Annotated in this window: 22 protein-coding genes; 9 read left to right on the top strand and 13 right to left on the bottom strand. The window is 71.5% G+C overall.

The window, feature by feature from the left end; all coding sequences use genetic code 11:
* Window positions 1–239: 239 nt before the first annotated feature.
* From J2X36_RS25075 to J2X36_RS25095, 5 genes are all read right to left on the bottom strand, one after another.
* Window positions 240–524, bottom strand: coding sequence for an exodeoxyribonuclease VII small subunit (locus J2X36_RS25075; RefSeq protein WP_310354725.1), 285 nt, complete (start codon window positions 522–524; stop codon window positions 240–242).
* 134 nt (window positions 525–658) lie between these two features.
* Window positions 659–1,171 carry a protein-tyrosine phosphatase family protein gene (locus J2X36_RS25080; RefSeq protein WP_310354728.1) on the bottom strand — a complete coding sequence of 171 codons (513 nt, stop codon included), beginning with the start codon at window positions 1,169–1,171 and terminating at the stop codon, window positions 659–661.
* A 5-nt stretch (window positions 1,172–1,176) separates the two neighbouring features.
* Window positions 1,177–1,767, bottom strand: a complete 591-nt coding sequence (locus J2X36_RS25085) for an HD family hydrolase (protein WP_310354730.1) — start codon at window positions 1,765–1,767, stop codon at window positions 1,177–1,179.
* The gene (locus J2X36_RS25090; RefSeq protein WP_310354732.1) at window positions 1,764–2,420 is read right to left on the bottom strand and encodes a DNA-3-methyladenine glycosylase I; all 657 of its coding nucleotides are present in this window, start codon (window positions 2,418–2,420) and stop codon (window positions 1,764–1,766) included. Before J2X36_RS25090 ends, J2X36_RS25085 begins: the two co-directional genes overlap by 4 nt.
* A 5-nt stretch (window positions 2,421–2,425) precedes the next feature.
* Window positions 2,426–3,283 (bottom strand): folate-binding protein, encoded by an 858-nt coding sequence (locus tag J2X36_RS25095; protein WP_310354736.1) that lies wholly within the window; start codon window positions 3,281–3,283, stop codon window positions 2,426–2,428.
* A gap of 102 nt (window positions 3,284–3,385) precedes the next feature.
* Between J2X36_RS25095 and J2X36_RS25100 the strand changes: the two genes are divergently transcribed.
* Window positions 3,386–4,723 (top strand): dihydroorotase, encoded by a 1,338-nt coding sequence (locus J2X36_RS25100; RefSeq protein ID WP_132257465.1) that lies wholly within the window; start codon window positions 3,386–3,388, stop codon window positions 4,721–4,723.
* A gap of 123 nt (window positions 4,724–4,846) precedes the next feature.
* Here J2X36_RS25100 and J2X36_RS25105 read toward each other — a convergent pair whose 3' ends face one another.
* From J2X36_RS25105 to pdxH, 6 genes are all read right to left on the bottom strand, one after another.
* Complete coding sequence (locus J2X36_RS25105) at window positions 4,847–5,101, bottom strand: hypothetical protein (RefSeq protein ID WP_132257463.1); 255 nt, start codon at window positions 5,099–5,101, stop codon at window positions 4,847–4,849.
* A 159-nt stretch (window positions 5,102–5,260) separates the two neighbouring features.
* Complete coding sequence (locus J2X36_RS25110; protein ID WP_310354772.1) at window positions 5,261–5,719, bottom strand: TIGR02301 family protein; 459 nt, start codon at window positions 5,717–5,719, stop codon at window positions 5,261–5,263.
* Window positions 5,720–5,754: 35 nt separating this feature from the next.
* On the bottom strand, window positions 5,755–6,216 hold the full coding sequence (locus J2X36_RS25115; protein ID WP_132257460.1) for an NUDIX hydrolase: 462 nt from the start codon (window positions 6,214–6,216) through the stop codon (window positions 5,755–5,757).
* Window positions 6,216–7,328 carry a hypothetical protein gene (locus tag J2X36_RS25120; protein WP_310354740.1) on the bottom strand — a complete coding sequence of 371 codons (1,113 nt, stop codon included), beginning with the start codon at window positions 7,326–7,328 and terminating at the stop codon, window positions 6,216–6,218. The genes J2X36_RS25115 and J2X36_RS25120 overlap by 1 nt, the downstream gene beginning before the upstream one ends.
* Window positions 7,321–8,043 (bottom strand): SDR family oxidoreductase, encoded by a 723-nt coding sequence (locus J2X36_RS25125; RefSeq protein WP_310354742.1) that lies wholly within the window; start codon window positions 8,041–8,043, stop codon window positions 7,321–7,323. Before J2X36_RS25125 ends, J2X36_RS25120 begins: the two co-directional genes overlap by 8 nt.
* Before the next feature lie 158 nt (window positions 8,044–8,201).
* On the bottom strand, window positions 8,202–8,840 hold the full coding sequence (gene pdxH / locus J2X36_RS25130) for a pyridoxamine 5'-phosphate oxidase (RefSeq protein ID WP_310354743.1): 639 nt from the start codon (window positions 8,838–8,840) through the stop codon (window positions 8,202–8,204).
* 89 nt (window positions 8,841–8,929) lie between these two features.
* Here pdxH and J2X36_RS25135 point away from each other — a divergent pair, with 89 nt between their 5' ends.
* The 3 genes from J2X36_RS25135 to fabI all read left to right on the top strand — a co-directional run bounded on the left by J2X36_RS25135 (window position 8,930) and on the right by fabI (window position 11,522).
* Window positions 8,930–9,439, top strand: a complete 510-nt coding sequence (locus J2X36_RS25135) for an RT0821/Lpp0805 family surface protein (protein WP_310354746.1) — start codon at window positions 8,930–8,932, stop codon at window positions 9,437–9,439.
* Window positions 9,440–9,586: 147 nt separating this feature from the next.
* Window positions 9,587–10,546 (top strand): DnaJ C-terminal domain-containing protein, encoded by a 960-nt coding sequence (locus tag J2X36_RS25140; protein WP_132257449.1) that lies wholly within the window; start codon window positions 9,587–9,589, stop codon window positions 10,544–10,546.
* A 115-nt stretch (window positions 10,547–10,661) separates the two neighbouring features.
* Entirely contained in the window at window positions 10,662–11,522 is an 861-nt protein-coding gene (fabI, locus tag J2X36_RS25145; RefSeq protein ID WP_132257446.1) for an enoyl-ACP reductase FabI, read from the top strand.
* 7 nt (window positions 11,523–11,529) lie between these two features.
* Here the strand turns inward: fabI and J2X36_RS25150 are convergent, their stop codons facing one another.
* Window positions 11,530–12,528: a polyphosphate kinase 2 family protein gene (locus J2X36_RS25150; RefSeq protein WP_310354751.1), complete on the bottom strand. Its 999-nt coding sequence runs from the start codon at window positions 12,526–12,528 to the stop codon at window positions 11,530–11,532.
* A gap of 141 nt (window positions 12,529–12,669) precedes the next feature.
* On the opposite strand from J2X36_RS25150, the gene J2X36_RS25155 reads away from it, so the two are divergent.
* The 3 genes from J2X36_RS25155 to J2X36_RS25165 all read left to right on the top strand — a co-directional run bounded on the left by J2X36_RS25155 (window position 12,670) and on the right by J2X36_RS25165 (window position 17,977).
* Window positions 12,670–13,257, top strand: coding sequence for a histidine phosphatase family protein (locus J2X36_RS25155; RefSeq protein WP_132257442.1), 588 nt, complete (start codon window positions 12,670–12,672; stop codon window positions 13,255–13,257).
* Between the two features lie 216 nt (window positions 13,258–13,473).
* Complete coding sequence (locus J2X36_RS25160) at window positions 13,474–17,559, top strand: Pls/PosA family non-ribosomal peptide synthetase (protein ID WP_310354753.1); 4,086 nt, start codon at window positions 13,474–13,476, stop codon at window positions 17,557–17,559.
* A 190-nt stretch (window positions 17,560–17,749) separates the two neighbouring features.
* A complete protein-coding gene (locus J2X36_RS25165) occupies window positions 17,750–17,977 on the top strand; it encodes a hypothetical protein (RefSeq protein ID WP_132257437.1) in 228 nt (75 codons plus the stop codon).
* A 100-nt stretch (window positions 17,978–18,077) separates the two neighbouring features.
* Here the strand turns inward: J2X36_RS25165 and J2X36_RS25170 are convergent, their stop codons facing one another.
* A complete protein-coding gene (locus J2X36_RS25170; protein WP_132257435.1) occupies window positions 18,078–18,734 on the bottom strand; it encodes an alpha/beta hydrolase in 657 nt (218 codons plus the stop codon).
* Window positions 18,735–19,026: 292 nt separating this feature from the next.
* Between J2X36_RS25170 and J2X36_RS25175 the strand changes: the two genes are divergently transcribed.
* Complete coding sequence (locus tag J2X36_RS25175) at window positions 19,027–20,196, top strand: cysteine desulfurase family protein (protein WP_310354756.1); 1,170 nt, start codon at window positions 19,027–19,029, stop codon at window positions 20,194–20,196.
* 67 nt (window positions 20,197–20,263) lie between these two features.
* The gene (sufB, locus tag J2X36_RS25180) at window positions 20,264–21,733 is read left to right on the top strand and encodes a Fe-S cluster assembly protein SufB (RefSeq protein ID WP_132257433.1); all 1,470 of its coding nucleotides are present in this window, start codon (window positions 20,264–20,266) and stop codon (window positions 21,731–21,733) included.
* Window positions 21,734–21,768: the final 35 nt, after the last annotated feature.

The raw sequence follows: 21,768 nt of genomic DNA on the forward strand, positions 1-21,768 counted from the left end.
ATCATCTCCGCCCGCACCGCGTCCGCCACGGCCTGCAGATCAGCCTCCGGCACGCGCCGAAGCGCCGAGGGATCCAAAATGCCGTCGAGAAGGGACGTGTCGACCTGCGCCACTGAACCAACCTCACTTCCGGGCGGGCGCCGCCGCCGCTTCGCCCGACGAAGCCGGGCAGGGCCCGGGCCTCGCGGCCATGTGCGGAGGGGATGCGACCGCTTCCATCCTGACGGGAGCCTCGCCGATCACTCGACGTCGAGGGGGACGATGCCCTCGGCCCGGCCTTCGGGCCCGAGGGTGATCCGCTGGATGCGCGCCTCGGCCCGCTTCAGCAGCATCTCGCAATGCTGCTTCAGCCGCTCGCCGCGCTCGTAGATCGCGACGGATTCGTCGAGGGGCACGTCCCCCCGCTCCAGCCGGCGCACGATCTCCTCCAACTGCTCGAGAGCCTTCTCGAACGGCAGATCGCTGGTCCCGGACACGCCGGTCGTTGACGCCGACGGGGCGGCGGCAGATCGAGCTTCGGTCATCCCTCGTGTCCCTTTGTTCCGGTTCTAAGGCGGGGCGACGGGGCCGCACAACCCTGCCGGCCCGCCGGCCCCCCTGATTCGTCGGCCGGGGCGTCGTTTCGGCCACACCCCCGGTATTTTCGTAGCGGACGCGCTCAGCCGATGGCGAGGTGGAACGGCTCGCCCTCGAAAGCCTCGGCGCCCCGGCCGATCGCCGCGATCGCCGCGACCATGCGGCCCTCCCGCCCGAGCAGGCGGTCGCCGATCTCGACGAGGAGCCGGTTCGGAGTTGCCGAGGGCGAGGCCCGGCGCAGATCCTGTGCGATCTCGCCCTCGTCGCGCTCGGGCGCCATGGCGCAGGCCGCGATGTAGGCCGCCGCCGTCGAGCGGCTGATCCCGGCATAGCAGTGGATGACCAAAGGCCTCTCGCGGGGCCAGGCCCGGACGAAATCGAGGATCTGGCCGACATGCTCCTCGGCGGGCAGCACATGGCCGTCCAGCGGCGCGACGATGTCGCTGACCCCGACGATGCCGTGGCATTCGGAGGGGATCGCCGCCGGCCGCTCCATCGGGGTCCCGACATTGACCAGGGTGAGGACGTGGCTCGCCCCGGTCTCGGCGATGGTCTCGGGCAGGCGCGAGAGGGAGCAGACGTGGAGGCGGGACATCGGGATCAGCCTGCGAGCGCGTGGAACCGGTCGAGGTAGCGCGCCTGAGCCTCGGCGGTCGGCCAGGGCTCGGCGAAAGCCGTCACGGCGGGCGGCATGGCCTCGGGCCGTCCGAAATAGCGGGCCGCCTCGTCGGCCGCAAAGCCCGCGAGCCGGGTCGCCTCGATATGCGCGGCGATCCGGTCGGCGCGCTTCACGGCCCGGGCGAGGGCAGGGTCCGGCGTCTGCAGGCCGAAGCGGCGGCGGATCGCGGCGAGGAGCCGCCGCTCCACCGCCTTGTAGGAATCGCCGATCGCCGCCTTGAACGGCGAGATGATGTCGCCGACCACGTATTCGGGCGCGTCGTGGAGCAGGAATTCGAGCCGTTGCGCGGCGCTCAGCCCCGGCAGGATCTCGCCGCCGATGGCCTCGACGAGGAGCGAGTGCTGCGCCACCGAGAAGACGTGCGGTCCCGCCGTCTGCCCGTTCCAGCGGGCGACGCGCGCGAGCCCGTGGGCGATGTCGGCGATCTCGATGTCGAGGGGCGAAGGGTCGAGGAGGTCGAGGCGCCGCCCCGAGAGCATCCGCTGCCACGCCCGCGGCGGCCGGGCGCTCATGCGGGCCGCTTGAGCGGCGTGGCGCGGCCGAGCTCCGCGCAGGGGCCGTGCCGGTGGCAGCCGAGGAGATGGTCGTTGACCATGCCCACCGCCTGCATGAAGGCGTGGACGATGGTGGGGCCGACGAAGGTGAAGCCCTGCGCCTTCAGCGCCTTCGACATCGCCCGCGACACCGCCGTCTCGGTGGCGATCTCGGCCCGGCTGCGGGCGCCCCCCTGCACCGGCCGACCCTCCACGAAATCCCAGAGGAAGCGCGAGAAGCCGGGGCCGGATTCCATGATGCGCAGGTAGGCGCGGGCGCCGGCGACCGCCCCGACGATCTTGGCGCGGTTGCGGATGATGCCGGTGTCCTGCATCAGCCGCGCGACGTCGGCCTCCGTGAAGCGGGCGATCCGCTCCGGCTCGAAGCTCGCGAAGGCGCGCCGGAACCCATCCCGGCGCTTCAGGATGGTGATCCAGGACAGGCCCGCCTGGAAGCCGTCGAGGATCAGCTTCTCGTAGAGCGCGCGGTCGTCGTATTCCGGCACGCCCCACTCGGTGTCGTGGTAGGCGACGTAGATCGGGTCGAGCCCCGCCCACCAGCAGCGCGGGCAGCCGTCGGCATGGGCGATGAGGCCGGATTCCGGATCGAGAGTCCCGGTCTGCGTCACCATCGGCGTCAGACCGCTGCCGCATCCGCCGCGGAGGGCCACGCGAAGGTCGCGAAGGCCGGCTTCTCGACGGCGAGCGCGCGCCCGTCCGCCCGCAGGGTCTCGCCGGCCGCGAGCGCGTCGGCGAGCCGGTCGAGGCGCAGCATCGCGAGGCCGCGCGAGCCCGCGGCCGAGCCCGTCGCTCCGAGGCTCTTCTGCCCGGCCGTCACCTCGCTGAAAGGGGCGGGCGCCTCGCCCGCGGGGTAGTGCGCCGGCACGATGCGCGTGCGCGCGGTGCCCCGGTGCTGCATCCGCGAGACCACCTCCTGGCCGACGTAGCAGCCCTTCCGAAAATCGACGCCGCCGAGTTGGTCCATCAGGGCCTCGTGCGGGAAGGCGTCGCCGAAGGCGAAGTCGCGCCCACCCTCGGGCACGCCGAGACGGATACGGTGGGCGTGATAATCGGCCTCGGTCGCATCCGCCGAGAAGGCGGCTTCGGCGGCGTAGAGCCGGGCGCCGAGTTCGGTGAGGCGAGCGTCGGCGACGCGCTCCACCGCGGCGGCGGTCGCGGCCCCGTCCCAGGCGGCGGCGATAGCGAGCGCCGGATCGACGGCGATCCCGACCTTGGCCCGCAGCCGGTAGAGGCTCAGACGCTTGACGAGATCCGCCGCGCGCCCGGCCGCGCCCTCCAGGCGGAAGCCGCCGGGCATCCGCGAGACCAGGAAGTCGAACTGGATCTTGCCCTGCGGCGTCAGCAGGGCGCCGAGCCGCGCCGCGCCCTCGGGCAGGCTCTCGATGTTGCAGGTGATCACGCCCTGCAGGAATCCCTGCGCTTCCTCGCCGGTAACGGTGACGACGGCGCGGTCCGGCAGCAGGGCGATCGGCATGGGGCGTTCCGCTCGAGACGTTGCGTGGGGCGAGGGGCTGACACATAAGCCGCCGCAGGCCGCGCCTCAACGTCGGCGCCCCGAGCCAGGAGCCCGAACCCGATGGAAGAGCCCTTCGACCTCGTCCTCCGCGGCGGCACGCTCGTGAACCAGGACGGCGAGCACCGGGCCGATCTCGGCATCCGGGCAGGCCGCGTCGCCGCGATCGGCGATCTCGGCGACGCCGCGGCCGCCGAGCGGCAGGATTGCACCGGCCTGCACCTCCTGCCCGGCGTCATCGACACGCAGGTGCATTTCCGCGAGCCCGGCCTCGACCACAAGGAGGATCTCGAATCGGGCTCCCGGGCCGCCGTGATGGGCGGCGTCACGGCCGTCTTCGAGATGCCGAACACCAACCCGCAGACGACGAGCGCCGAGGCGCTCGCCGACAAGATCGCCCGGGCGCATCACCGGATGCATTGCGACTTCGCCTTCTGGGTCGGCGGCACGCACGAGAACGCTCATCAGGTGGCCGAGCTCGAACGGCTGCCGGGCGCGGCCGGCATCAAGGTCTTCGTCGGTTCCTCGACCGGCTCGCTCCTCGTCGAGGACGATGCGGGCGTGCGCGAGATCCTGTCGCGGATCCGGCGGCGCGCCGCCTTCCACGCCGAGGACGAGCCGATGCTGCGGGAGCGCAAGGACCTGCGCGTGCCTGGCGATCCGGCCTCCCACCCGGTCTGGCGCTCGCCGGAGGCCGCGCTGAAGGCGACCCGGCGGCTCGTGGCGCTCGCCCGCGAGACGGGCGCGCGCATCCACATCCTGCACCTCTCGACGGCCGAGGAAATGCACTTCCTCGCCGACCACAAGGACGTTGCGAGCGTCGAGGTGACGCCCCACCACCTCACCCTCGACGGCGCGGAAGCCTATCCCCGCCTCGGCACGCTCGTGCAGATGAACCCGCCGGTGCGGGATGCCGCCCACCGGGACGTGCTCTGGTGGGGATTGCGCCAGGGCATCGCCGACATCCTGGGCTCGGACCACGCACCGCACACGCGGGAGGAGAAGGCCAAGCCCTATCCCGAGTCGCCCTCCGGCATGACGGGCGTGCAGACGCTCGTGCCGATGATGCTCGACCACGTGGCCGCGGGCCGGCTCTCGCTCGCGCGCTTCGTGGACCTGACCAGCGCCGGGCCGCAGCGGCTCTTCGGCATCGCGCGCAAGGGGCGCCTCGCGGTGGGCTACGACGCCGACGTCACGGTGGTGGACCTGAAGCGCCGCGAGACGATCCGCGACGGCTGGATCGCCTCGAAATGCGGGTGGACGCCCTATGACGGCGTCACCGTCACCGGCTGGCCAATCGGCACGGTGGTGCGGGGCCGGCGCGTGATGTGGGAGGGCGCGCTGACCGCGCCCGGCACCGGGGAGCCGGTGCTGTTCTCGGAGACGCTGCCGGCGTCCTGACAGGGATGATCCGGGCCGCGCGCCCTCTCCCGTCCCGGAGAGGGTCGGCGAGAGGAGCGTGGCCTCCCCAAATGATCCCGTGTCCCTCGCGCCGTCTCGCGCGGCGAGGCTCCGAGCCCCCCCTCAGTGCTGCAGGGTCGTGGTGAAGGCGCCGCCGCGGATGCGCTCCGGGAAACCCTCCGCGTACCGGGCCGTGGCCTCCTCGCCGTAGGTCATCACGAGTTCCTGGAACGCCGCGAACAGGGCGGCCTGCGCCATGCAATCTCCGTCGAGCCCGTCGAGGCAACCTTCGGCGAAGGCTTCGGAGACGTAGCTGAGCGCCGCGCGCTTCTCGTCGACGTCCGCCTCGAAGGGCACGGATCCGGAGGTGTTCTGCATGGCGTCACGGCATCTGTTGGCGCCGAGAAACCCCCCGGCGATGGTGCAGATGATAGGCGGAGGCCGTGCGCCGGACCAGCCGGGAATTGCGAAGAGGTTAACGGCGCGCGCCCATTTCGAAGGATTTTCGCCGAGGCCGACACCTGTGACACAGGTGCATCAGCCGCCGAACCGGCCCGCCAGGTCGTGCGAGAGCCGCTCGCCCTCCGCGAGGAAGCGGCTCGCCGCCTCCTGCGCCGCCGGGGTGCAGATCCGGTAGGTAAGACTGTAGCCGCGATAGCCGCGGTTGTAGGCGCCGGCGAGCCGGTCCCGCCGGCTCGGCGTCACGCCCTCGGCGTCGATCAGCGCCTTCATCCGGCTCGGCCACTCGTTCGCGTCCGGGCTGGCGCAGAGGCCGCGCAGGAAGGCGAGGGAGCCGATGATCTCCGAGAGCCGCATCAGGTCGCGTTCGTAGGGCGGGGGCGGCGGCTCCGCCGGGGCCGGGGGCGGCTTGTCCTTTTCCGAGGGCTTGGCAGCCGGCCGAGCGCCGCCCCGCTGCTGCGCCTGCACGTCCGGCGGCAGGGCGAGGGGCAGGCAGAGCAGGAGGCCGAGGCCGAGGCGGCAGAGCGCCTCGCGCAGCAGCCCCCGCCGATGCCTGCTGATGCGGCGCCCCGTCATGCGGCGCTCTCGGCGGCGTGCCGCTCGACCGCGGCGAAGGCTTCCGCGAGCGTCCGGCCGAGACCCGGCGTCGTGCTGAGCCCCTCGATCTCCTCCGGCAACGCCCAGCGCACGCCGAGCGCCTCCGGCCCGGGCTCGGGCTCGCCGCCGCACCACAGGGCGGCGTGCGGATGCACCACGTAATGGTGGCGGACACGGCCCTCGCCATCGCGCTCGATGATCTCGGTCGGGCTCAGCACGGCGACGACCGTGGCATCGAGCCCCACCTCCTCGGCGAGTTCCCGGCGCGCGGCCTCGGCCAGAGCCTCACCCGCCTCGACGAGGCCGCCCGGCAGGGTCCAGACGCCGCGCATCGGCTCGTTGGCGCGCGCCGCCAGCAGCACGCGGCCGTCCCGGATCACGGCGATCGAGGCGCCGACGAAGGGCCGGGTCGGGAACAGGCGCACGGTCTCGCTCATCACTTCGCCCCGTCCGGGGCGACCACGGCGACCCGGCCGTCGGCGAGGCCGACGAGGAGGCGGGCCGCCTCACCCCGCCCAAGGGCCGCGATGCCGAAGCCGGCGGGGGCGGGAAGGGCGGCGCGGGCGCGCTCGGCGACACGGCCCTTGAAGGTGAGGATCGCGAGGCTCGTCCGCTCCGCGCTCGGCAAGGCGAGCTCGGGGGTGCCGTCGCGATCGATGTCGAGGCTCGCGGCGAGCGCCGTCTCCCCGTCGCCGCCGGCATAGCCCGCCCGCTCGCCCGCGAGCGCGAAGGCGCCGTTCGCGTACGACCAGAGCTGAAGCGTCGTCCCCGCCACCGTGGCCACCTGCATCTGCCCGGCTCCGGCGAAATCGGCGACGCCCGCGATCGAGAGCGGGCCGCCGGGCTGAGGTGGCGTGCGGGCGATCACCGCCCAGGCCGCGCCCGGCGCCGCACCCTGGCGACCGACGAGGACGAGGGACGCGGCGTCGGTGCCCTGGCGGGTCGAGGCGAGGATGGCGGTCTGGCCGCCGATGCGGATCGTGCGGGGGCGCTCTCGGGTGAACACCGCATCGGGGCCGGCCGGCACGGTCGTCGTGGAGACCGGCACCGGCTTCGGGTCGGCGCTGACGGCGACGGGCTGGCGCTCGCGGATGGTGAGGCCGGCGGCCGCGGGCGCGCCGTCGCCCGAGGCCCGCGTCGGCCCGGTCAGGTAGGCGCTCAAGGGGCCGGACAGGGCGCGATGGGAGCCGGGCAGGGCGCCGCGCGGCGTCTCGGCCGCGGCGAGCCCCTCGACCGCCTCGGCGCCGAGCAGCGTGGCACGGACCTGCCCCTCGACGAGGGTCAGGGCGGCGCCCCCCTCGTCGCCCCAGACCACGGCGAAGGGCGCCTCCTCGTCCTCGGGGGGCACCGTGTCGGCCGCGCTGGCCTTGGGCCGGGCAAGCGGCAGGAGGCCCGAGGTGGCGACCGCCGTCGCGACCTCGCTGCCGGGGCCGCGCATCGCCTTCGCCTTGAAGGGGAGGTCGAGGATCGTCACCGCGGGCTCCGCCGCGGCGGGAGCGGTGGAAAGCAGGACAGCGAGCAGGAGTGCGGCGGAACCGCGCTCAGACATGCTGCCCGCCGTTGATGTGCAGCTCCGCCCCGTTCACGTAGGACGAGGCCTCGGTGCACAGGAAGTAGATGGCTTTCGCCACCTCGTCCGGCGTTCCGAGGCGCCGTTGCGGGATCTGCTCCACGAGCTTCTCGGTGCCGGGCGACAGGATCGAGGTATCGATCTCGCCGGGCGAGATCGCGTTCACGCGCACGCCGAGCGGCCCGAAATCGGAGGCCATCTCGCGGGTGAGGGCGGCGAGCGCCGCCTTCGAGGTCCCGTAAGCGGCCCCCGCGAAGGGATGGACCCGCGAGCCCGCGATCGAGGTGACGTTGACGATCGAGCCCCGAGCCCGGGTCAGCTCGTCGCAGAGGCCCCGCGCCAGCAGGATCGGCGCGAAGAAGTTGACTTGGAACACCCGCTGCCAATCGGCGAAGGGCGTCCCGATGGCGCCGAGCCGCTCGCCCTCCGGGCCCTTCGGCGAGATGCCCGCATTGTTGACGAGGGCGTGCAGCAGCCCCCCTTCCGCGGCGAGGCGCTGGGCCACCTCCTCCACGCCGCGCACGGTGTCGGCGGCGTCGGCGAGATCGACCTGCAGGTGGTCCTCAGGCCCCATCTCCCAGGGGCAATTCTCGGGGAAGGGGTGGCGCGAGCAGGTGATGACGCGCCAGCCGGCCGCCGAGAAGCGCTTGACGGTGGCGTGGCCGATGCCGCGGCTCGCCCCCGTGAGCAGCATGACGCGCCGACGTTCGTTGCCGGATGAAGCCAAGGCCGTGCCTCTCGATCCGCGCGGCCGGGCCGCCGAAGGGTCCGGCGGGCCGCCGCCCAGCCCCTCAGGTCTAAGCGGACAGCCCCCGGAAATCCAGGGTCCGTGCCGCGGCGCAGCATGCGCCGTCAGGGATAGAGGCGCGAGCGCTCCCAGCCCTCGCCCGAGCGCGTGAAGCGGACCCGGTCGTGCAGGCGGTAATCGCCATTCTGCCAGAACTCGATCGTCACGGGCTCGATCCGGAAGCCCGTCCAATGCTCCGGCCGGGGCACGGGCGCATTCTCGTAGCGGGCGGCGAGGTCCGCCACCTCCGCCATCAGCGTCGCCCGGTCGGCGAGCGGCCGGGACTGGCGGCTCGCATGGGCGCCGATCCGGCTGTCGCGGTGGCGGCTCGCGAAATAGGCGTCGGCCTCCGCCGGCGTGACGCGCGTCACGGCGCCGCGGGCCCGCACCTGCCGCCGCAGGCTCTTCCAGTGCAGGACCAGGGCGGCCTGGGCGTTCTGGGCCAGTTCCTCGCCCTTGGCCGATTGCACGTTCGTGTAGAAGACGAAGCCGCGCCGGTCCGCGCCCTTCAGGAGCACGATCCGCACGTCGGGCAGCCCGTCGGCGCCCGCGGTGGCCAGCGCCATCGCGTTCGGGTCCTCGGGCTCGGAGGCCTCCGCCTCCGCCATCCAGGCTCCGAACAGCGGCCAGGGATCTTCCGCCAGGGTGAAGTCCTCGAGGGCCGCTCCGGCCAGCGCCGGCTCATCGATCTTTAACCGATCCACGCTCAAATCCTCAGCCGTGACATCCGGGTCGGGGGGCACGGGCGTGATCACGTTCGTGTCGCGTCGTGCCGGGATTGAGTTCAGGTGTAATGCGTCGTCGCGACTGTAAAGCCTCTTTTCCCGCGGCGCCGGGGCGCAACGCGTGCAGGGCCGGCGCGATCGCGGCCTCGGCCGCCGGGCTGGTCCTGACCCTGTGCGGCTGCGGCCAGCCCCTGATCACCTTCCAGAGCGAGACGACGCCCAAGGCGGAAGCCGCCGGGCTCGCCGAGCCGACCGTCACCGGCAGCATCACGAAGCGCCCGGCCAGCTTCGGCGCCGATCTCGGCGAGGAGGATTGGCGCCGCGCCCGGGCGGCGCTGGGCGTCGCCCTCGACCCGCAGGGAAACGGGCGTCCGGTGAAGTGGGACAATCCGGAGACGAGCCTGCGCGGCTCGGTCAACCCGACGGGGCTGCCCTACGTCGCCAACGACGAGATCTGCCGCGACTTCCTCGCCACCGTGATCACGCCGGAAACGAGCCGCTTCGTCCGCGGCACGGGGTGCCGGCTCTCCGGCGGCCCGTGGGAGCTGAAGCGGCTCCGGCCGAGCAAGCCCGGCTGAGGGCTGCGCGCCGGCAGCCTTGACGGGAGGCCGCGGAGGTCCGACCTTTCGTGTTCGAGGGCGTTGCAGAGAAGCAACATGTCCGCCACATGACGGTCCGACCCATCTGACCGCCGGATCCGGCGGCGCCGAGATCCGAAACGAGCGATGCGCAACCCCTACGACGTACTGGGAGTCCCGAAGGGGGCGAGCGAGGCCGATATCAAGCGCGCCTACCGCAAGCTCGCCAAGGCCCACCATCCCGACCGCAACAAGGACGACGCCCGCGCGAAGGACCGCTTCGCCGAGGCGAACTCGGCCTACGAGATCCTCGGCGACGCGGCCAAGCGCGCGCAGTTCGACCGCGGCGAGATCGACGCCGACGGAAAGCCGCGCGCGACCGGGTTCGAGGGCTTCTCCGGCTTCGGCGGCGGCCGCGCCAATTCCTTCGACTTCGAAGGCATGGCACGCAGCCGGGCCGCGGGCGGCGGCGGCGGGGGCGGCGGGATCGGCGAGGACATCTTCTCGCACCTGTTCGGCGAGGCGTTCCGCGCCGGCGGCGCCGGTCCCGGCGGTGCGGCCGGAGCCGGCGGCTTCCAGCGCGGCGGGCCTGCCAGGGGCGACGACGTCCAGGCGGAGCTCAGCGTGACGCTGGAGCAGGTCGGCAGCGAGGAGAAGCTGCGGCTCGGCCTGCCGACGGGCCGCGAGGTCGACGTGGTGATCCCGCGCGGCGTCGTCGACGGGCAGACCATCCGCCTGCGCGGCCTCGGTCACCCGGCGCCGAACCTGCGCGGCGAGCCCGGCGACGCGCTCCTGACCATCCGCGTCCTGCCCCATGCCCGCTTCAAGCCGGAGGGGGCCGATCTCCGCACCACCGTCGACGTGCCCCTGGAGGACGCGGTGCTCGGCGGCGCGATCCGCGTGCCGACGCTGACCGGCGCGGTCGAGATGCGCATGCCCCCGATGACGAGCTCCGGCCGCACCTTCCGCCTGCGCGGCAAGGGCCTGCCGAAGAAGGACGGCAGCCGCGGCGACCTTCTCGCCACCACCGCCATCGTTCTCCCCGCGGGCGCGGACCCGGCGCTGACGGAGTACGCCCAGAGCAAGCGGGGCGCGAAGGCGGAGTAACGCAGACCGCCGCGCCCTCGCACTTTCCCCCTCCGCACACGTCCGCTAAGGATGCCCGCGGCGTGCGGCCGGCCCTCCGGCCCGCGCGACGGGCCTTCAGCGTTTCAGGTGACTCATGGCGGATCTCGACCCGGTTGACCCTCGCGGCAACGGACGCTCGGCCGGAGCCGGAATTCTGGCGGGCAAGCGGGGCATCGTCCTCGGCGTCGCCAACAACCGCTCGATCGCCTGGGGCATCGCCAAGAGCGCCCGCGCGCACGGGGCCGAGCTCGCCTTCACCTACCAGGGCGACGCCCTGAAGAAGCGCGTCGAGCCCCTGGCGCGCGAGCTCGACGCCCACGTGATCGGCCATTGCGACGTCACCGACCCGGCCTCGATCGACGCGGTGTTCGATGCGGCCGCATCCGCCTTCCCGGAGGGGATCGACTTCGTCATCCACTGCATCGCCTTCTCGGACAAGGACGAGCTGACGGGCCGCTACATCGAGACGAGCGAGGGCAACTTCACCAAGTCGCTCCTGATCTCCTGCTACTCGTTCACGGCGATCGCCCAGCGCGCCGAGAAGCTGATGCGCAACGGCGGCTCGCTCCTCACGCTGACCTATTACGGCGCCGAGAAATGGATGCCGCACTACAATGTGATGGGCGTGGCGAAGGCGGCGCTCGAAGCCTCGGTGCGCTACCTCGCCGCCGATCTCGGCCCCCAGAACATCCGCGTCAACGCGATCTCGGCGGGCCCGATCAAGACGCTCGCCGCCTCCGGCATCGGCGACTTCCGCTACATTCTCAAGTGGAACGAGTACAACGCGCCCCTGCGCCGGACGGTCACGATCGACGAGGTCGGCGAGACCGCGGCCTATCTCATCTCCGACATGTCCCGCGGGATGACGGGCGAGATCCTGCACGTCGATGCGGGCTATCACGTCGTCGGCATGAAGAACCCCGAGGCGCCGGACCTCTCGCTCGACCGGGACTGAGCAGGGCTCAATCCGGCACCGTCATCCCCGCGATCCCCTCCGCCGCTTCCGGGTAGCGGGGGTCCATCGCCTCCAGCGTGTCGGCGATCGTGCGGGCCACGACGAGGTTGCGGTACCATTTCCGGTTCGCGGTCACGAGGTGCCAGGGCGCGTAGGGCGTCGAGCAGCGGGTCAGCGCGTCCCCGAAGGCGGCTTGGTAGGCGTCCCAGGCCTCGCGCTCGACGAGGTCGGCCGGGTCGAACTTCCAGTGCTTGGCCGGATCGGCGATGCGGGCCTCGAGCCGCTCCTTCTGCTCGGCCTTCGAGATGTGCAGGAAGAACTTGAGCACCTGCGTCCCCGAGGCGGTCAGCAGGCGCTCGAAGTCGTTGATCAGGCCGTAGCGTCCGCGCCAGATTTCCTCGGGCACGAGATTCTTCACCCGCACCACGAGCACGTCCTCGTAGTGGCTTCGGTTGAAGACCCCGATCATGCCGCGGGCCGGCGTCCGCCGGTGGTAGCGCCACAGGAAATCGTGATCGAGCTCCACCGATGTCGGCGCCTTGAAGGAGGTGACCTCGCAGCCCTGCGGGTTCACCCCTTCGAGTACGGCACGGATGGTCCCGTCCTTGCCGCCCGTGTCGATGGCCTGGAAGACGACCAGCAGGCTGCGGCGGCGCTCGGCGTAGAGCCGCTCCTGCAGCGCCTGGATGCGGGCGCGTTCCGCGAGCAGCGCCTCCTTCGCCGCGTTCTTGTCGAGACCGCCATCGGCGTCCGGGTCGATCCGGTCCAGTTCGCAGACCTTGCCGGGCGTCACGGTGACGATGCCCTCGGCCGCGGGCACGACGACGGGGGCATGGCCGCCGATCAGGGCCGGCGCGGCGCTCGAGATCTCGCTGGCCGCCCCGGCCCAGAGACTCGATGAGGGCGGGCGCTCCCGCGCCGCCTGCCGGAGAGAGTCCTGCGACATTGTCACGCCGGCTGCGCGGTCGCGCTGGCCCTTCGCGTGCTTGCCGTGTTTCTTCGACATGACCACTCTCTATCGCTCGCAATCGACGGGGCCGGCAGGGAACCGTCTGGAGGTCCGCGTGGGTGCGACAACGATCGGCAGGCTGAGCCGTTCCGGCAAGGGGCCGGCGAGGTTTTCGCGCGACCCGGCCCCCTGACCGCGATGCCGACGATCTATTTCGTACGCCACGGCCAGACCGACTGGAACGCCGAGGGGCGCCTTCAGGGCCAGCGCGACACCAAGCTCAACGGGACGGGGCTGCGGCAGGCGGAGGAGGCGGCCGACCGGCTGCGCGCGCTCACGGGCGACCGCTTCTCGGATCTCGACTTCGTGGCGAGCCCCCTGAGCCGGACCCGCCGGACGATGGAGGCCATGCGGGCCTGCCTCAACCTGCCGCCCGAGAGCTACCGGCTGGACGACCGGCTGAAGGAGATCAGCTTCGGGGCCTGGGAGGGCTTGACCTGGGCGGAGATCCGCCGCCGCGATCCTTCGGGCGCGGCCGCCCGGGACCGCGACCGCTGGGGCTACCAGCCGCCCGGCCTCGGCGCCGAGAGCTACGCGATGCTGACCGAGCGCGTCGCCCCCGCGATCCGCGACCTCGCCGGGCCGACGGTGTTGGTCGCCCATGGCGGCGTGGCGCGCGCGATCCTGGTCGCGCGGGGCTACCTCGATCCCTGGGCGGCGCCGCGGATCGGTATCCGGCAGGGCGGCGTCCTCCTCCTCGACGCGGAGGGCTGGCGCTGGATCTGACGGCTCTCGCGCCCTGCACGATCCCGTTCAAGGCCGGTTCAAGCTGCGCGAAGTAGGGCGTTGGCGGATCGGCGCGCGCGTGCCACACCGAGGGGCGGGCCGGCATCCGGCCCCATCGACGGCGGGCCGCCTCGATAACGGCACGATCCGGGGCCAATGACCGTCGAACGATGGCTCCCGACCGCGCGGGGGCCGGGAGCGGAGCAGAATCAGCGTATGAGCAGTGTCGCCGAGATGACCCGGCCGCGTGCGGACCTGCGCGCGGAAGCGGGCGCGCTCTCCGGCCGCGCCTTCCTGCGCGGGGCCGTGCGGCCGGACCTGATCCGCGACGAGGTTCTGGCCGAGATCTTTCTGGCCAGCGCCGCCGCTCGTCCCGACCATCCGGCTCTGATCGACGGCTCGGCCCCGAACGATTCCGGCCGCTATCCGCACCTGACCTACGCCGAGATGGCCGAGCGCGCCCGCTCGATCGCGAAGGGCCTCGCCCACCGGGGCATCGGGCCGGGCGACGTCGTCGGTCTCTGGATGGCGCGCGGGCCGGATCTCCTCGTGGCGCAGGTCGGCATCACCCTGTCGGGCGCCGCCTGGCTGCCCTTCGACGCCGAGGCGCCGGCCGAGCGCGTCGCGGTCTGCCTGCGCGACGCCGAGGCGCGGGCGCTCCTCGTCTCCCCGGCGCTCAAGCCCGCGGCGCCGGACGCGAGCCCCGCCCTGACGCTCGCCGAACTCGCCGCCGGAACGCCCGGCGACGCCCCCGTGCCCGATCCGCGGGCGGCCGGCCTCACCCCGGAGCACCCCGCCTACCTGATCTACACGTCGGGCTCGACGGGCGTGCCGAAGGGCATCGTCATCAGCCACGCCAACATCTGCCACTTCCTGCGCTCCGGGAACGCGCTCTACGGCATGCGGGCCGACGACATCGTGTTCCAGGGCGCCTCCGTCGCCTTCGACCTCTCGATGGAGGAGATCTGGGTCCCCTACCTCGTCGGCGCGACCCTGTTCGTGGCCTCGCCCGCGATGATGGGCGACGTCGAGGCGCTGCCCGGCATCCTCACGGAGGCCGGCTGCACCGTGCTCGACACGGTGCCCACGCTGCTCGCCATGATCAGCCGGGACCTTCCCAGCGTTCGCCTCGTGCTGCTCGGCGGCGAGGCCCTGCCCGAGCCCCTCATCGCCCGCTGGGCGACGGCCGGTCGCCAGCTCTTCAACACCTACGGGCCGACCGAGGCGACGGTGGTGGCGACCGCGGCCGAGATGCGGCCCGGCGCGCCCGTCACGATCGGCGGCCCGATCCCGAACTACACGGTCTACGTCGCCGACGAGGGGCTCACCCTTCTCGGCCCCGGCGAGCCGGGCGAATTGCTGATCGGCGGCCCCGGCGTCGCCAAGGGCTACCTGCAGCGCCCGGAGCTGACGGCCGAGAAATTCGTCGCCAACCCCTTCGTGACGGGCGGGACGGACCCGGTCCTCTACCGCTCCGGCGACGCCGTCTCCCTCGACCCGCAGGGCAACATCCTCTTCCACGGTCGCATCGACGATCAGGTCAAGATCCGCGGCTTCCGGGTGGAGCTCGGCGAGATCGAGGCGCGCATCCAGGCGCAGCCGGGGATCAACCAGGCGGCGGTCGTGCTGCGCCAGGACGACGGCGTCGACCGCCTCGTCGCCTTCCTCGTGCCCGAGCGCGGGGCCGCCATCGACAAGGAGAGCCTCCGCCAGACGCTCGCCGGGCAGATGCCCCCCTACATGGTGCCGGGCCATTTCGAGTTCGCCGACAACCTGCCCCGCCTCACCTCGGGCAAGGTCGACCGCAAGGCGCTGAAGCTCGCGCCGCTCACCGTGACGGGCGTCGACGGCGAGCAGGAGCCGCCGGCCAACGACACCGAGGCGGCCCTTCTCGCCGCCGCCAACCAGGTCTTCGGCGCGCAGCCCATGCCCTTCGAGGCCGATTTCTTCACCGATCTCGGCGGCCACTCGCTCCTCGCCGCCCGCTTCGTCTCCGCGGTTCGCGAGACGCCCGCGCTCGCCGCGATCACCCTGCAGGACGTCTACGGCCGGCGGACGCTGCGGGCGATGAGCGCTGCGCTGATCGAGCGCACGGGCGGTGTCGGCTCGCAGGCCGCCATCCGCGATCTCGGCTTCGATCCGCCGCCCCTCCTGCGCCGCGCCCTGTGCGGCCTCGCGCAGGCCGTCGCGCTGCCCTTCGTGATCGCGCTCGCCACCTCGCAGTGGCTCGGCATCTTCGTGACCTACCTGCTGATCACCGGCGGCTCGCTCGGATTCTTCGGCGAGATCGCGGCCCTGCTCCTCGTCTATATCGGCATCAACGCGGTCACGGCCTGCACCGCGCTCGTCGGCAAGTGGCTCGTGCTCGGGCGGACGAAGCCGGGGCGCTACCCGCTCTGGGGCGTCTACTACTACCGCTGGTGGCTGGCGCAGCGCCTGACGCCCCTCGTCCACGTGAAGTGGCTGCAGGGCTCGCCGGTGATCGCGATCTACCTCCGGATGCTCGGAGCGAGGATCGGTCGTGATGCGCTCATCTCCGATATCGAGATCGGCGCGCCCGACCTCCTGAGCATCGGGGAGGGCGCCTCGCTCGGCGGCCGCCTCGTCATCGCCAACGCGGAGATCGTCGGCAACGAGCTCGTGATCGGCCGCGTCGAGATCGGCCGCGACGTCTCGATCGGCACCTCCTGCGTCGTCAGCCACGACACCGTGATCGGAGACGGCGCCGAGATCGCCGACCTGACCACCATCCCGGCCGGCAGCCGCGTCGGCCCGGGCGAGCGCTGGGACGGGTCGCCCGGCCGTAAGGTCGGCATGGCGGAGCCGGATGCGACCGAGCCCGCCACGGCCTCGGCCCGGCGCCGCGCCGGATTCCTCGTCGCCTACGCCCTGCTTCTCGCAGCGATCCCGGCCGTCGGCCTGCTGCCGATCTTTCCCGCCTTCTTCATCTTCGACCAGATCAGCGACAATCTCGGCGCGCTGACCGACATCGACTACCATTGGTACCTGCCGCTCCTGACATGGCCGACCGCCATGCTGATGACGGCGGGCACCGTGCTCCTGATCGCGGCGATCCGCTGGCTGATCCTGCCCCGGGTCAGCTCCGGCACGTGGTCCGTCTGGTCGGGCTTCTACCTCCGCAAATGGACCGTGGCGCTCGCGGCGGAGGTGACCTTGGAGACGCTCTCCTCGCTCTTCGCCACCGTCTACATGCGGGCCTGGTACCGCCTGATGGGCGCCCGGATGGGGCAGGGGGCCGAGATCTCGACGAACCTCGCCGGGCGCTACGACCTCGCCGATATCGGCGCGCGCAACTTCATCGCCGACGAAGTGGTCTACGGCGAGGAGGAGATCCGGCGCGGCTTCATGCATCTCGAGCCCGTGCGCACCGGCGCGCGGGTCTTCGTCGGCAACGACGCGGTGGTGCCGCCGGGCGCGGTGATCCCGGACGACGTGCTCATCGGCATCAAGTCGAAGCCCCCGGAGAACGCCCTGATGGCGCCGGGCGAGACCTGGTTCGGCTCGCCGCCGATCAAGCTGCCGGCCCGGCAGAGGGTCGATCTCGGCTCGCTCGCCCAGACCTACGAGCCGGGCCTCGGGCCGAAGCTGCGGCGCGGCGTCTTCGAGGCCTTCGCGACCTCGTTCTCGCCGATGCTCTACATCACCCTCGCGATCACGGCGATCGACTTCTACTTCTACCCCGCGATCCTGGCCGAGGATTGGACGGGTCTCGCGATCAGCTTCGTGACCCTCAGCGTGTTGATCGCGATCATCCAGTCCTCGGCGGTTATCGCCTTGAAATGGTTGCTGATGGGCCGCTACAAGCCCGGCATGCGGCCGATGTGGTCGTGGTGGGCGATGCGCACGGAAGCGATCGCCGTCGCCTATTGGGGCCTCGCCGGGAAGGTGCTCCTCGAGCACCTGCAGGGCACGCCCTTCCTGCCCTGGGTGCTGCGCCTGTTCGGCGTGAAGGTGGGGCAGGGGGTCTGCATGCTGACCACCGACATCACCGAGTTCGACTGCGTCACGATCGGCGACTTCGCCACGATCAACCGCACCTCGGCCCTGCAGACGCATCTCTACGAGGACCGGATCATGAAGGTCGGCCGGGTCGAGGTGGGCCGCGGCGTGTCGGTGGGCGCCTTCGCGACGGTGCTCTACGACACGAGGGTCGGCGACTACGCCCGCCTGCGGCCTCTCACGATCGTGATGAAGGGGGAGTCGATCCCGGCCCACACCGAGTGGGAGGGCGCGCCCGCCGTCCCCGTCATCCACGCGGAGCCGGCCAAGGCAGCGGCCTGATTGGCCGCATATGCATCTGTGGATTGATACGCTCAGTCAAAAAAACTCGTACTGGTTGAAGTGCGCGCCGGTCCTGCCCACGGCAAGTTGAGGGTGCTGCGGCTCCTCCCTCGGAGCCGAGCGCCACGGCCGCGCCGCGACGATCGCCCGCGTCCGGGGTGATCCTCCTCGCTCGAGCTCGGGAAGACCGGTGCGAATCTTCGATCTGTCAACGGCTTGGGCGCAGCGGCGCCTGCAACGGCATCTCGCGCGCCGCTCGAGCGGGCGCATCGTCCGCTGGATCGCCGTCGGCGCCGCGACGCCGGCCGCGAGCGCTGAGGACCTGGAGGAAGCGGCCCCGGGCAACGTCGTGGCCTTCCCGCAGCGCCCTGCGCCCCGCGAGCCGGACGAGGAAACCGGGGGACGCGCGAAGGGCTGAGCCGCGGCCGCCCCGCCGCGACGCCGAGAAACGGTCGCGGGTCACCGCACGACCCGCCGGGCCCGGCTACCCGGGACCGGCAGGGCGGGGCGAGGCCCCGTCAGGCCGCCTCTTCCCGCTTGCCGAGGCGCTTGTCGAGGTAGGTGTCGACGGTCTGGGTCAGCTCGTCGACCTTGCCGTCGAAGAAGTGGTTGGCGCCCTCGACCATCTGGTGCTCGATGATGACGCCCTTCTGCGTCTTCACCTTCTCGATCACCGGCATCACCTCTCGGGCCGGCGCGACGCGGTCCTCGGAGCCGTGCACGAACAGGCCGGAGGACGGGCAGGGCGCCAGGAAGGTGAAGTCGTAGCGGTTCGCCATCGCGGCGATCGAGATGAAGCCCTCGATCTCGGGGCGGCGCATCAGGAGTTGCATCCCGATCCAGGATCCGAACGAGACGCCCGCGATCCAGCAGGATTTCGCCTCCGGGTTGACGGATTGCACCCAGTCGAGGGCCGCCGCCGCGTCGGAGAGCTCGCCCGAGCCGTGGTCGAACGCGCCCTGGCTGCGCCCGACGCCGCGGAAGTTGAACCGCAGAGCCGCGAAGCCCCGGTTGGCGAACGTGTAGAACAGATTGTACACGATCTGATTGTTCATCGTGCCGCCGAATTGCGGGTGCGGGTGCAGCACGATGGCGATCGGCGCGCCCTTCTTCTTCGGGGCCTGATAACGGCCTTCGAGGCGGCCGGCCGGACCGTTGAAGATGACTTCGGGCATGGTGTTCCCATCTCCTCTCGGCAGCCTCAAGGGGCCTGCCGAAGCTCAGGTGCCGTCGCGGGGTCGTCCCCGCGGAGCCTTGACTCAGGTCGAGACGGACTTACAAGCGCTCTTAGAATAGTTCTAGGCGATTAGAACTATTCTAAAGAACCCTGCACGATCCGTGTCGCCCCGGTCGTCTCTCCGCAGCCGGCCACCTGGAATGCGTGTCGTGCGCGCGCCTTAGCATGATGTCGGGGGGCGAAAGCAAGGAAATGTCGGTGCTCTGCGCACAGGTCCGGGCGGGCCGCCCATGACGGGATCCCGCGCCTATCTCGACCACAACGCCACCACGCCGGTCCGTCCGGACGTGGCGGAGGCGGTCGCGCGCGCGCTGATGCTCCCCGGCAACCCGTCCTCGGTTCATGCCGAGGGCCGCGCCGCGCGCGCCCTCCTGGAAGCGGCCCGCGAGCAGGTGGCCGCGCTCGTCGGCGCCGAGCCGGCCGGAATCGTCTTCACGAGCGGCGGCACGGAAGCCGCCAACACGGTGATCTCGGGCGCGCTGCGCCGCCGGGGCGTTCCGGAGCCCACCCGACTCCTGATCGGCGCCACCGAGCATCCCTGCGTCTCGGCTGGTCACCGTTTTCCCGCGGAGGCGGTCGAGACAGTGCCGGTGGCCCCGTCAGGCCTGATCGATCTCGCGGCGCTGGAGGCGCGGCTCGCGGCACACGCGGGGGAAACGGTCCTGATCTCCGTGCACGCGGCCAACAACGAGACCGGGGTCGTGCAGCCCCTCGCGGATGTCGTGGCGCTCGCCCGCCGTCACGGCCGCGCCCTCGTGCACAGCGACGCGGTCCAGGCCGCCGGCAAGATCGCGATCGATCTCGGGGCGCTCGGGCTCGATGCGCTCACGCTCTCGGGCCACAAGTTCGGCGCGCCGAAGGGCGTCGGCGCCATCGCTCTCGCGGATCATGTCGGCCTCGACGCCGCCTTCGTGCGCGGTGGCGGCCAGGAGGGGCGGCGGCGCTGCGGCACCGAGAACCTGCCCGGCATCGTCGGGATGGGACGGGCCGCGGAGATCGCCGGAACGGCTCTTGCGAGCGAGGCGGAGCGGCTCGGGCGTCTGCGCGACGGGATGGAGGCGGCCGTGCTGTCGCGCGCGCCCGACGCGGTGGTGTTCGGCGCGGGCGCACCCCGCCTGCCGAACACGTTGAGTGTCGCGGTCCCGGGCCTCGAGGCCGCCACGGCGCTGATGGCGCTCGATCTCGCCAGCGTCGCGGTGTCGTCCGGCTCGGCCTGTGCCTCCGGCAAGGTGGCGCGCTCGCCCGTCCTCGCGGCGATGGGCGTCAGCCCTGCGCTCGCTGCAGGGGCGCTGCGCGTGAGTTTGGGCTGGAACACGGTTGAAAGCGACGGGGCCCGCTTCCTCGAAGCCTTCGAACGCGCGGTTTCGTCCCTATATAAGCGGCAAGGGAGAGCGGCCTGATGCGAGCCGTCCCGCGCCATCTCGAAAGCCCCCCGGCCCTTGACGCCGGCGATGGTAGGAGAAGCTAATGCCTGCAGTGCAGGATACGGTCGATCGCGTTCGCGCCATCGACGTCGATCAGTACAAGTACGGGTTCGAGACCACGATCGAGATGGAGAAGTCCGAGAAGGGCATCTCCGAGGACGTGATCCGCTTCATCTCGGCCAAGAAGAACGAGCCCGCCTGGCTGCTCGAATGGCGCCTCGATGCCTATAAGCGCTGGCAGACGATGAAGGAGCCCGACTGGGCGCGCGTCTCCTACGACAAGGTCGATTACAACGACATCTACTATTACGCGGCGCCGAAGCGGAAATCCGTCGAGTCGCTCGACGAGATCGACCCCGAGATCCTCGCCACCTACGAGAAGCTCGGCATCCCGCTGCGCGAGGTCGAGGTGCTGGAGGGCGTCGCGCCGGAGCGGCGCGTGGCCGTCGACGCAGTGTTCGACAGCGTGTCGGTCGCCACGACCTTCAAGGCGGAGCTCTCGAAGGCCGGCGTGATCTTCATGCCGATCTCGGAGGCCGTGCGCGAGTATCCGGAGCTGGTGCAGAAGTACCTCGGCTCGGTCGTGCCGGTGACCGACAACTTCTTCGCGACGCTGAACTCGGCCGTGTTCTCGGACGGGTCGTTCGTCTACATCCCGCCGGGCGTCCGCTGCCCGATGGAGCTGTCGACCTACTTCCGCATCAACGAGCGCGATACCGGCCAGTTCGAGCGCACGCTGATCATCGCCGACAAGGGGAGCTACGTCTCCTATCTCGAGGGCTGCACGGCCCCCAAGCGCGACGACAACCAGCTCCACGCGGCGGTGGTCGAGCTCGTGGCGCTCGACGATGCCGAGATCAAGTACTCGACCGTCCAGAACTGGTATCCGGGCGATGCCCAGGGCAAGGGCGGCATCTACAACTTCGTGACGAAGCGCGGCGATTGCCGCGGCGCCCGCTCGAAGATTTCCTGGACGCAGGTCGAGACCGGCTCGGCGATCACCTGGAAGTACCCGTCCTGCATCCTGCGGGGCGACGATTCCCGCGGCGAGTTCTACTCGATCGCGGTGTCGAACGGCATGCAGCAGGTCGATTCCGGTACCAAGATGATCCATCTCGGCAAGAACACGACCAGCCGGATCATCTCGAAGGGCATCTCGGCGGGGCGCTCGCAGAACACCTACCGGGGCCTCGTCTCGGCCCACAAGAAGGCGAAGGGCGCCCGCAACTTCACGAACTGCGACAGCCTGCTGATCGGCGATCAGTGTGGGGCGCACACGGTGCCCTACATCGAATCGAAGAACGCGTCCGCGGTGTTCGAGCACGAGGCCACGACCTCGAAGATCTCCGAGGACCAGAAGTTCTACTGCCTGCAGCGGGGGCTCTCCGAGGAGGAGGCGACCGCGCTGATCGTCAACGGCTTCGTCCGGGACGTGCTGCAGCAGCTGCCGATGGAGTTCGCCGTCGAGGCCCAGAAGCTGATCTCGATCAGCCTCGAAGGCTCGGTCGGCTAGACGGGCTGGAGATCGAGGCCCTGCGGGACCGGTCC

Source organism: Methylobacterium sp. BE186 (genome assembly GCF_031457035.1).
Lineage (GTDB): Bacteria > Pseudomonadota > Alphaproteobacteria > Rhizobiales > Beijerinckiaceae > Methylobacterium > Methylobacterium segetis.

What these genes read in the sequence shown, in the direction of transcription:
- J2X36_RS25175 (WP_310354756.1), top strand. Translation starts at nt 19,027, where the DNA reads ATGACGGGATCCCGCGCCTATCTCGACCACAACGCCACCACGCCGGTC.
- J2X36_RS25125 (WP_310354742.1), bottom strand. Translation starts at nt 8,043, where the DNA reads ATGCTGCTCACGGGGGCGAGCCGCGGCATCGGCCACGCCACCGTCAAG.
- J2X36_RS25080 (WP_310354728.1), bottom strand. Translation starts at nt 1,171, where the DNA reads ATGTCCCGCCTCCACGTCTGCTCCCTCTCGCGCCTGCCCGAGACCATC.
- J2X36_RS25120 (WP_310354740.1), bottom strand. Translation starts at nt 7,328, where the DNA reads ATGTCTGAGCGCGGTTCCGCCGCACTCCTGCTCGCTGTCCTGCTTTCC.
- J2X36_RS25160 (WP_310354753.1), top strand. Translation starts at nt 13,474, where the DNA reads ATGAGCAGTGTCGCCGAGATGACCCGGCCGCGTGCGGACCTGCGCGCG.
- J2X36_RS25150 (WP_310354751.1), bottom strand. Translation starts at nt 12,528, where the DNA reads ATGTCGAAGAAACACGGCAAGCACGCGAAGGGCCAGCGCGACCGCGCA.
- J2X36_RS25085 (WP_310354730.1), bottom strand. Translation starts at nt 1,767, where the DNA reads ATGAGCGCCCGGCCGCCGCGGGCGTGGCAGCGGATGCTCTCGGGGCGG.
- J2X36_RS25115 (WP_132257460.1), bottom strand. Translation starts at nt 6,216, where the DNA reads ATGAGCGAGACCGTGCGCCTGTTCCCGACCCGGCCCTTCGTCGGCGCC.
- J2X36_RS25105 (WP_132257463.1), bottom strand. Translation starts at nt 5,101, where the DNA reads ATGCAGAACACCTCCGGATCCGTGCCCTTCGAGGCGGACGTCGACGAG.
- J2X36_RS25155 (WP_132257442.1), top strand. Translation starts at nt 12,670, where the DNA reads ATGCCGACGATCTATTTCGTACGCCACGGCCAGACCGACTGGAACGCC.
- J2X36_RS25095 (WP_310354736.1), bottom strand. Translation starts at nt 3,283, where the DNA reads ATGCCGATCGCCCTGCTGCCGGACCGCGCCGTCGTCACCGTTACCGGC.
- fabI (WP_132257446.1), top strand. Translation starts at nt 10,662, where the DNA reads ATGGCGGATCTCGACCCGGTTGACCCTCGCGGCAACGGACGCTCGGCC.
- J2X36_RS25090 (WP_310354732.1), bottom strand. Translation starts at nt 2,420, where the DNA reads ATGGTGACGCAGACCGGGACTCTCGATCCGGAATCCGGCCTCATCGCC.
- J2X36_RS25170 (WP_132257435.1), bottom strand. Translation starts at nt 18,734, where the DNA reads ATGCCCGAAGTCATCTTCAACGGTCCGGCCGGCCGCCTCGAAGGCCGT.
- sufB (WP_132257433.1), top strand. Translation starts at nt 20,264, where the DNA reads ATGCCTGCAGTGCAGGATACGGTCGATCGCGTTCGCGCCATCGACGTC.
- J2X36_RS25100 (WP_132257465.1), top strand. Translation starts at nt 3,386, where the DNA reads ATGGAAGAGCCCTTCGACCTCGTCCTCCGCGGCGGCACGCTCGTGAAC.
- J2X36_RS25140 (WP_132257449.1), top strand. Translation starts at nt 9,587, where the DNA reads ATGCGCAACCCCTACGACGTACTGGGAGTCCCGAAGGGGGCGAGCGAG.
- J2X36_RS25135 (WP_310354746.1), top strand. Translation starts at nt 8,930, where the DNA reads ATGCGTCGTCGCGACTGTAAAGCCTCTTTTCCCGCGGCGCCGGGGCGC.
- J2X36_RS25075 (WP_310354725.1), bottom strand. Translation starts at nt 524, where the DNA reads ATGACCGAAGCTCGATCTGCCGCCGCCCCGTCGGCGTCAACGACCGGC.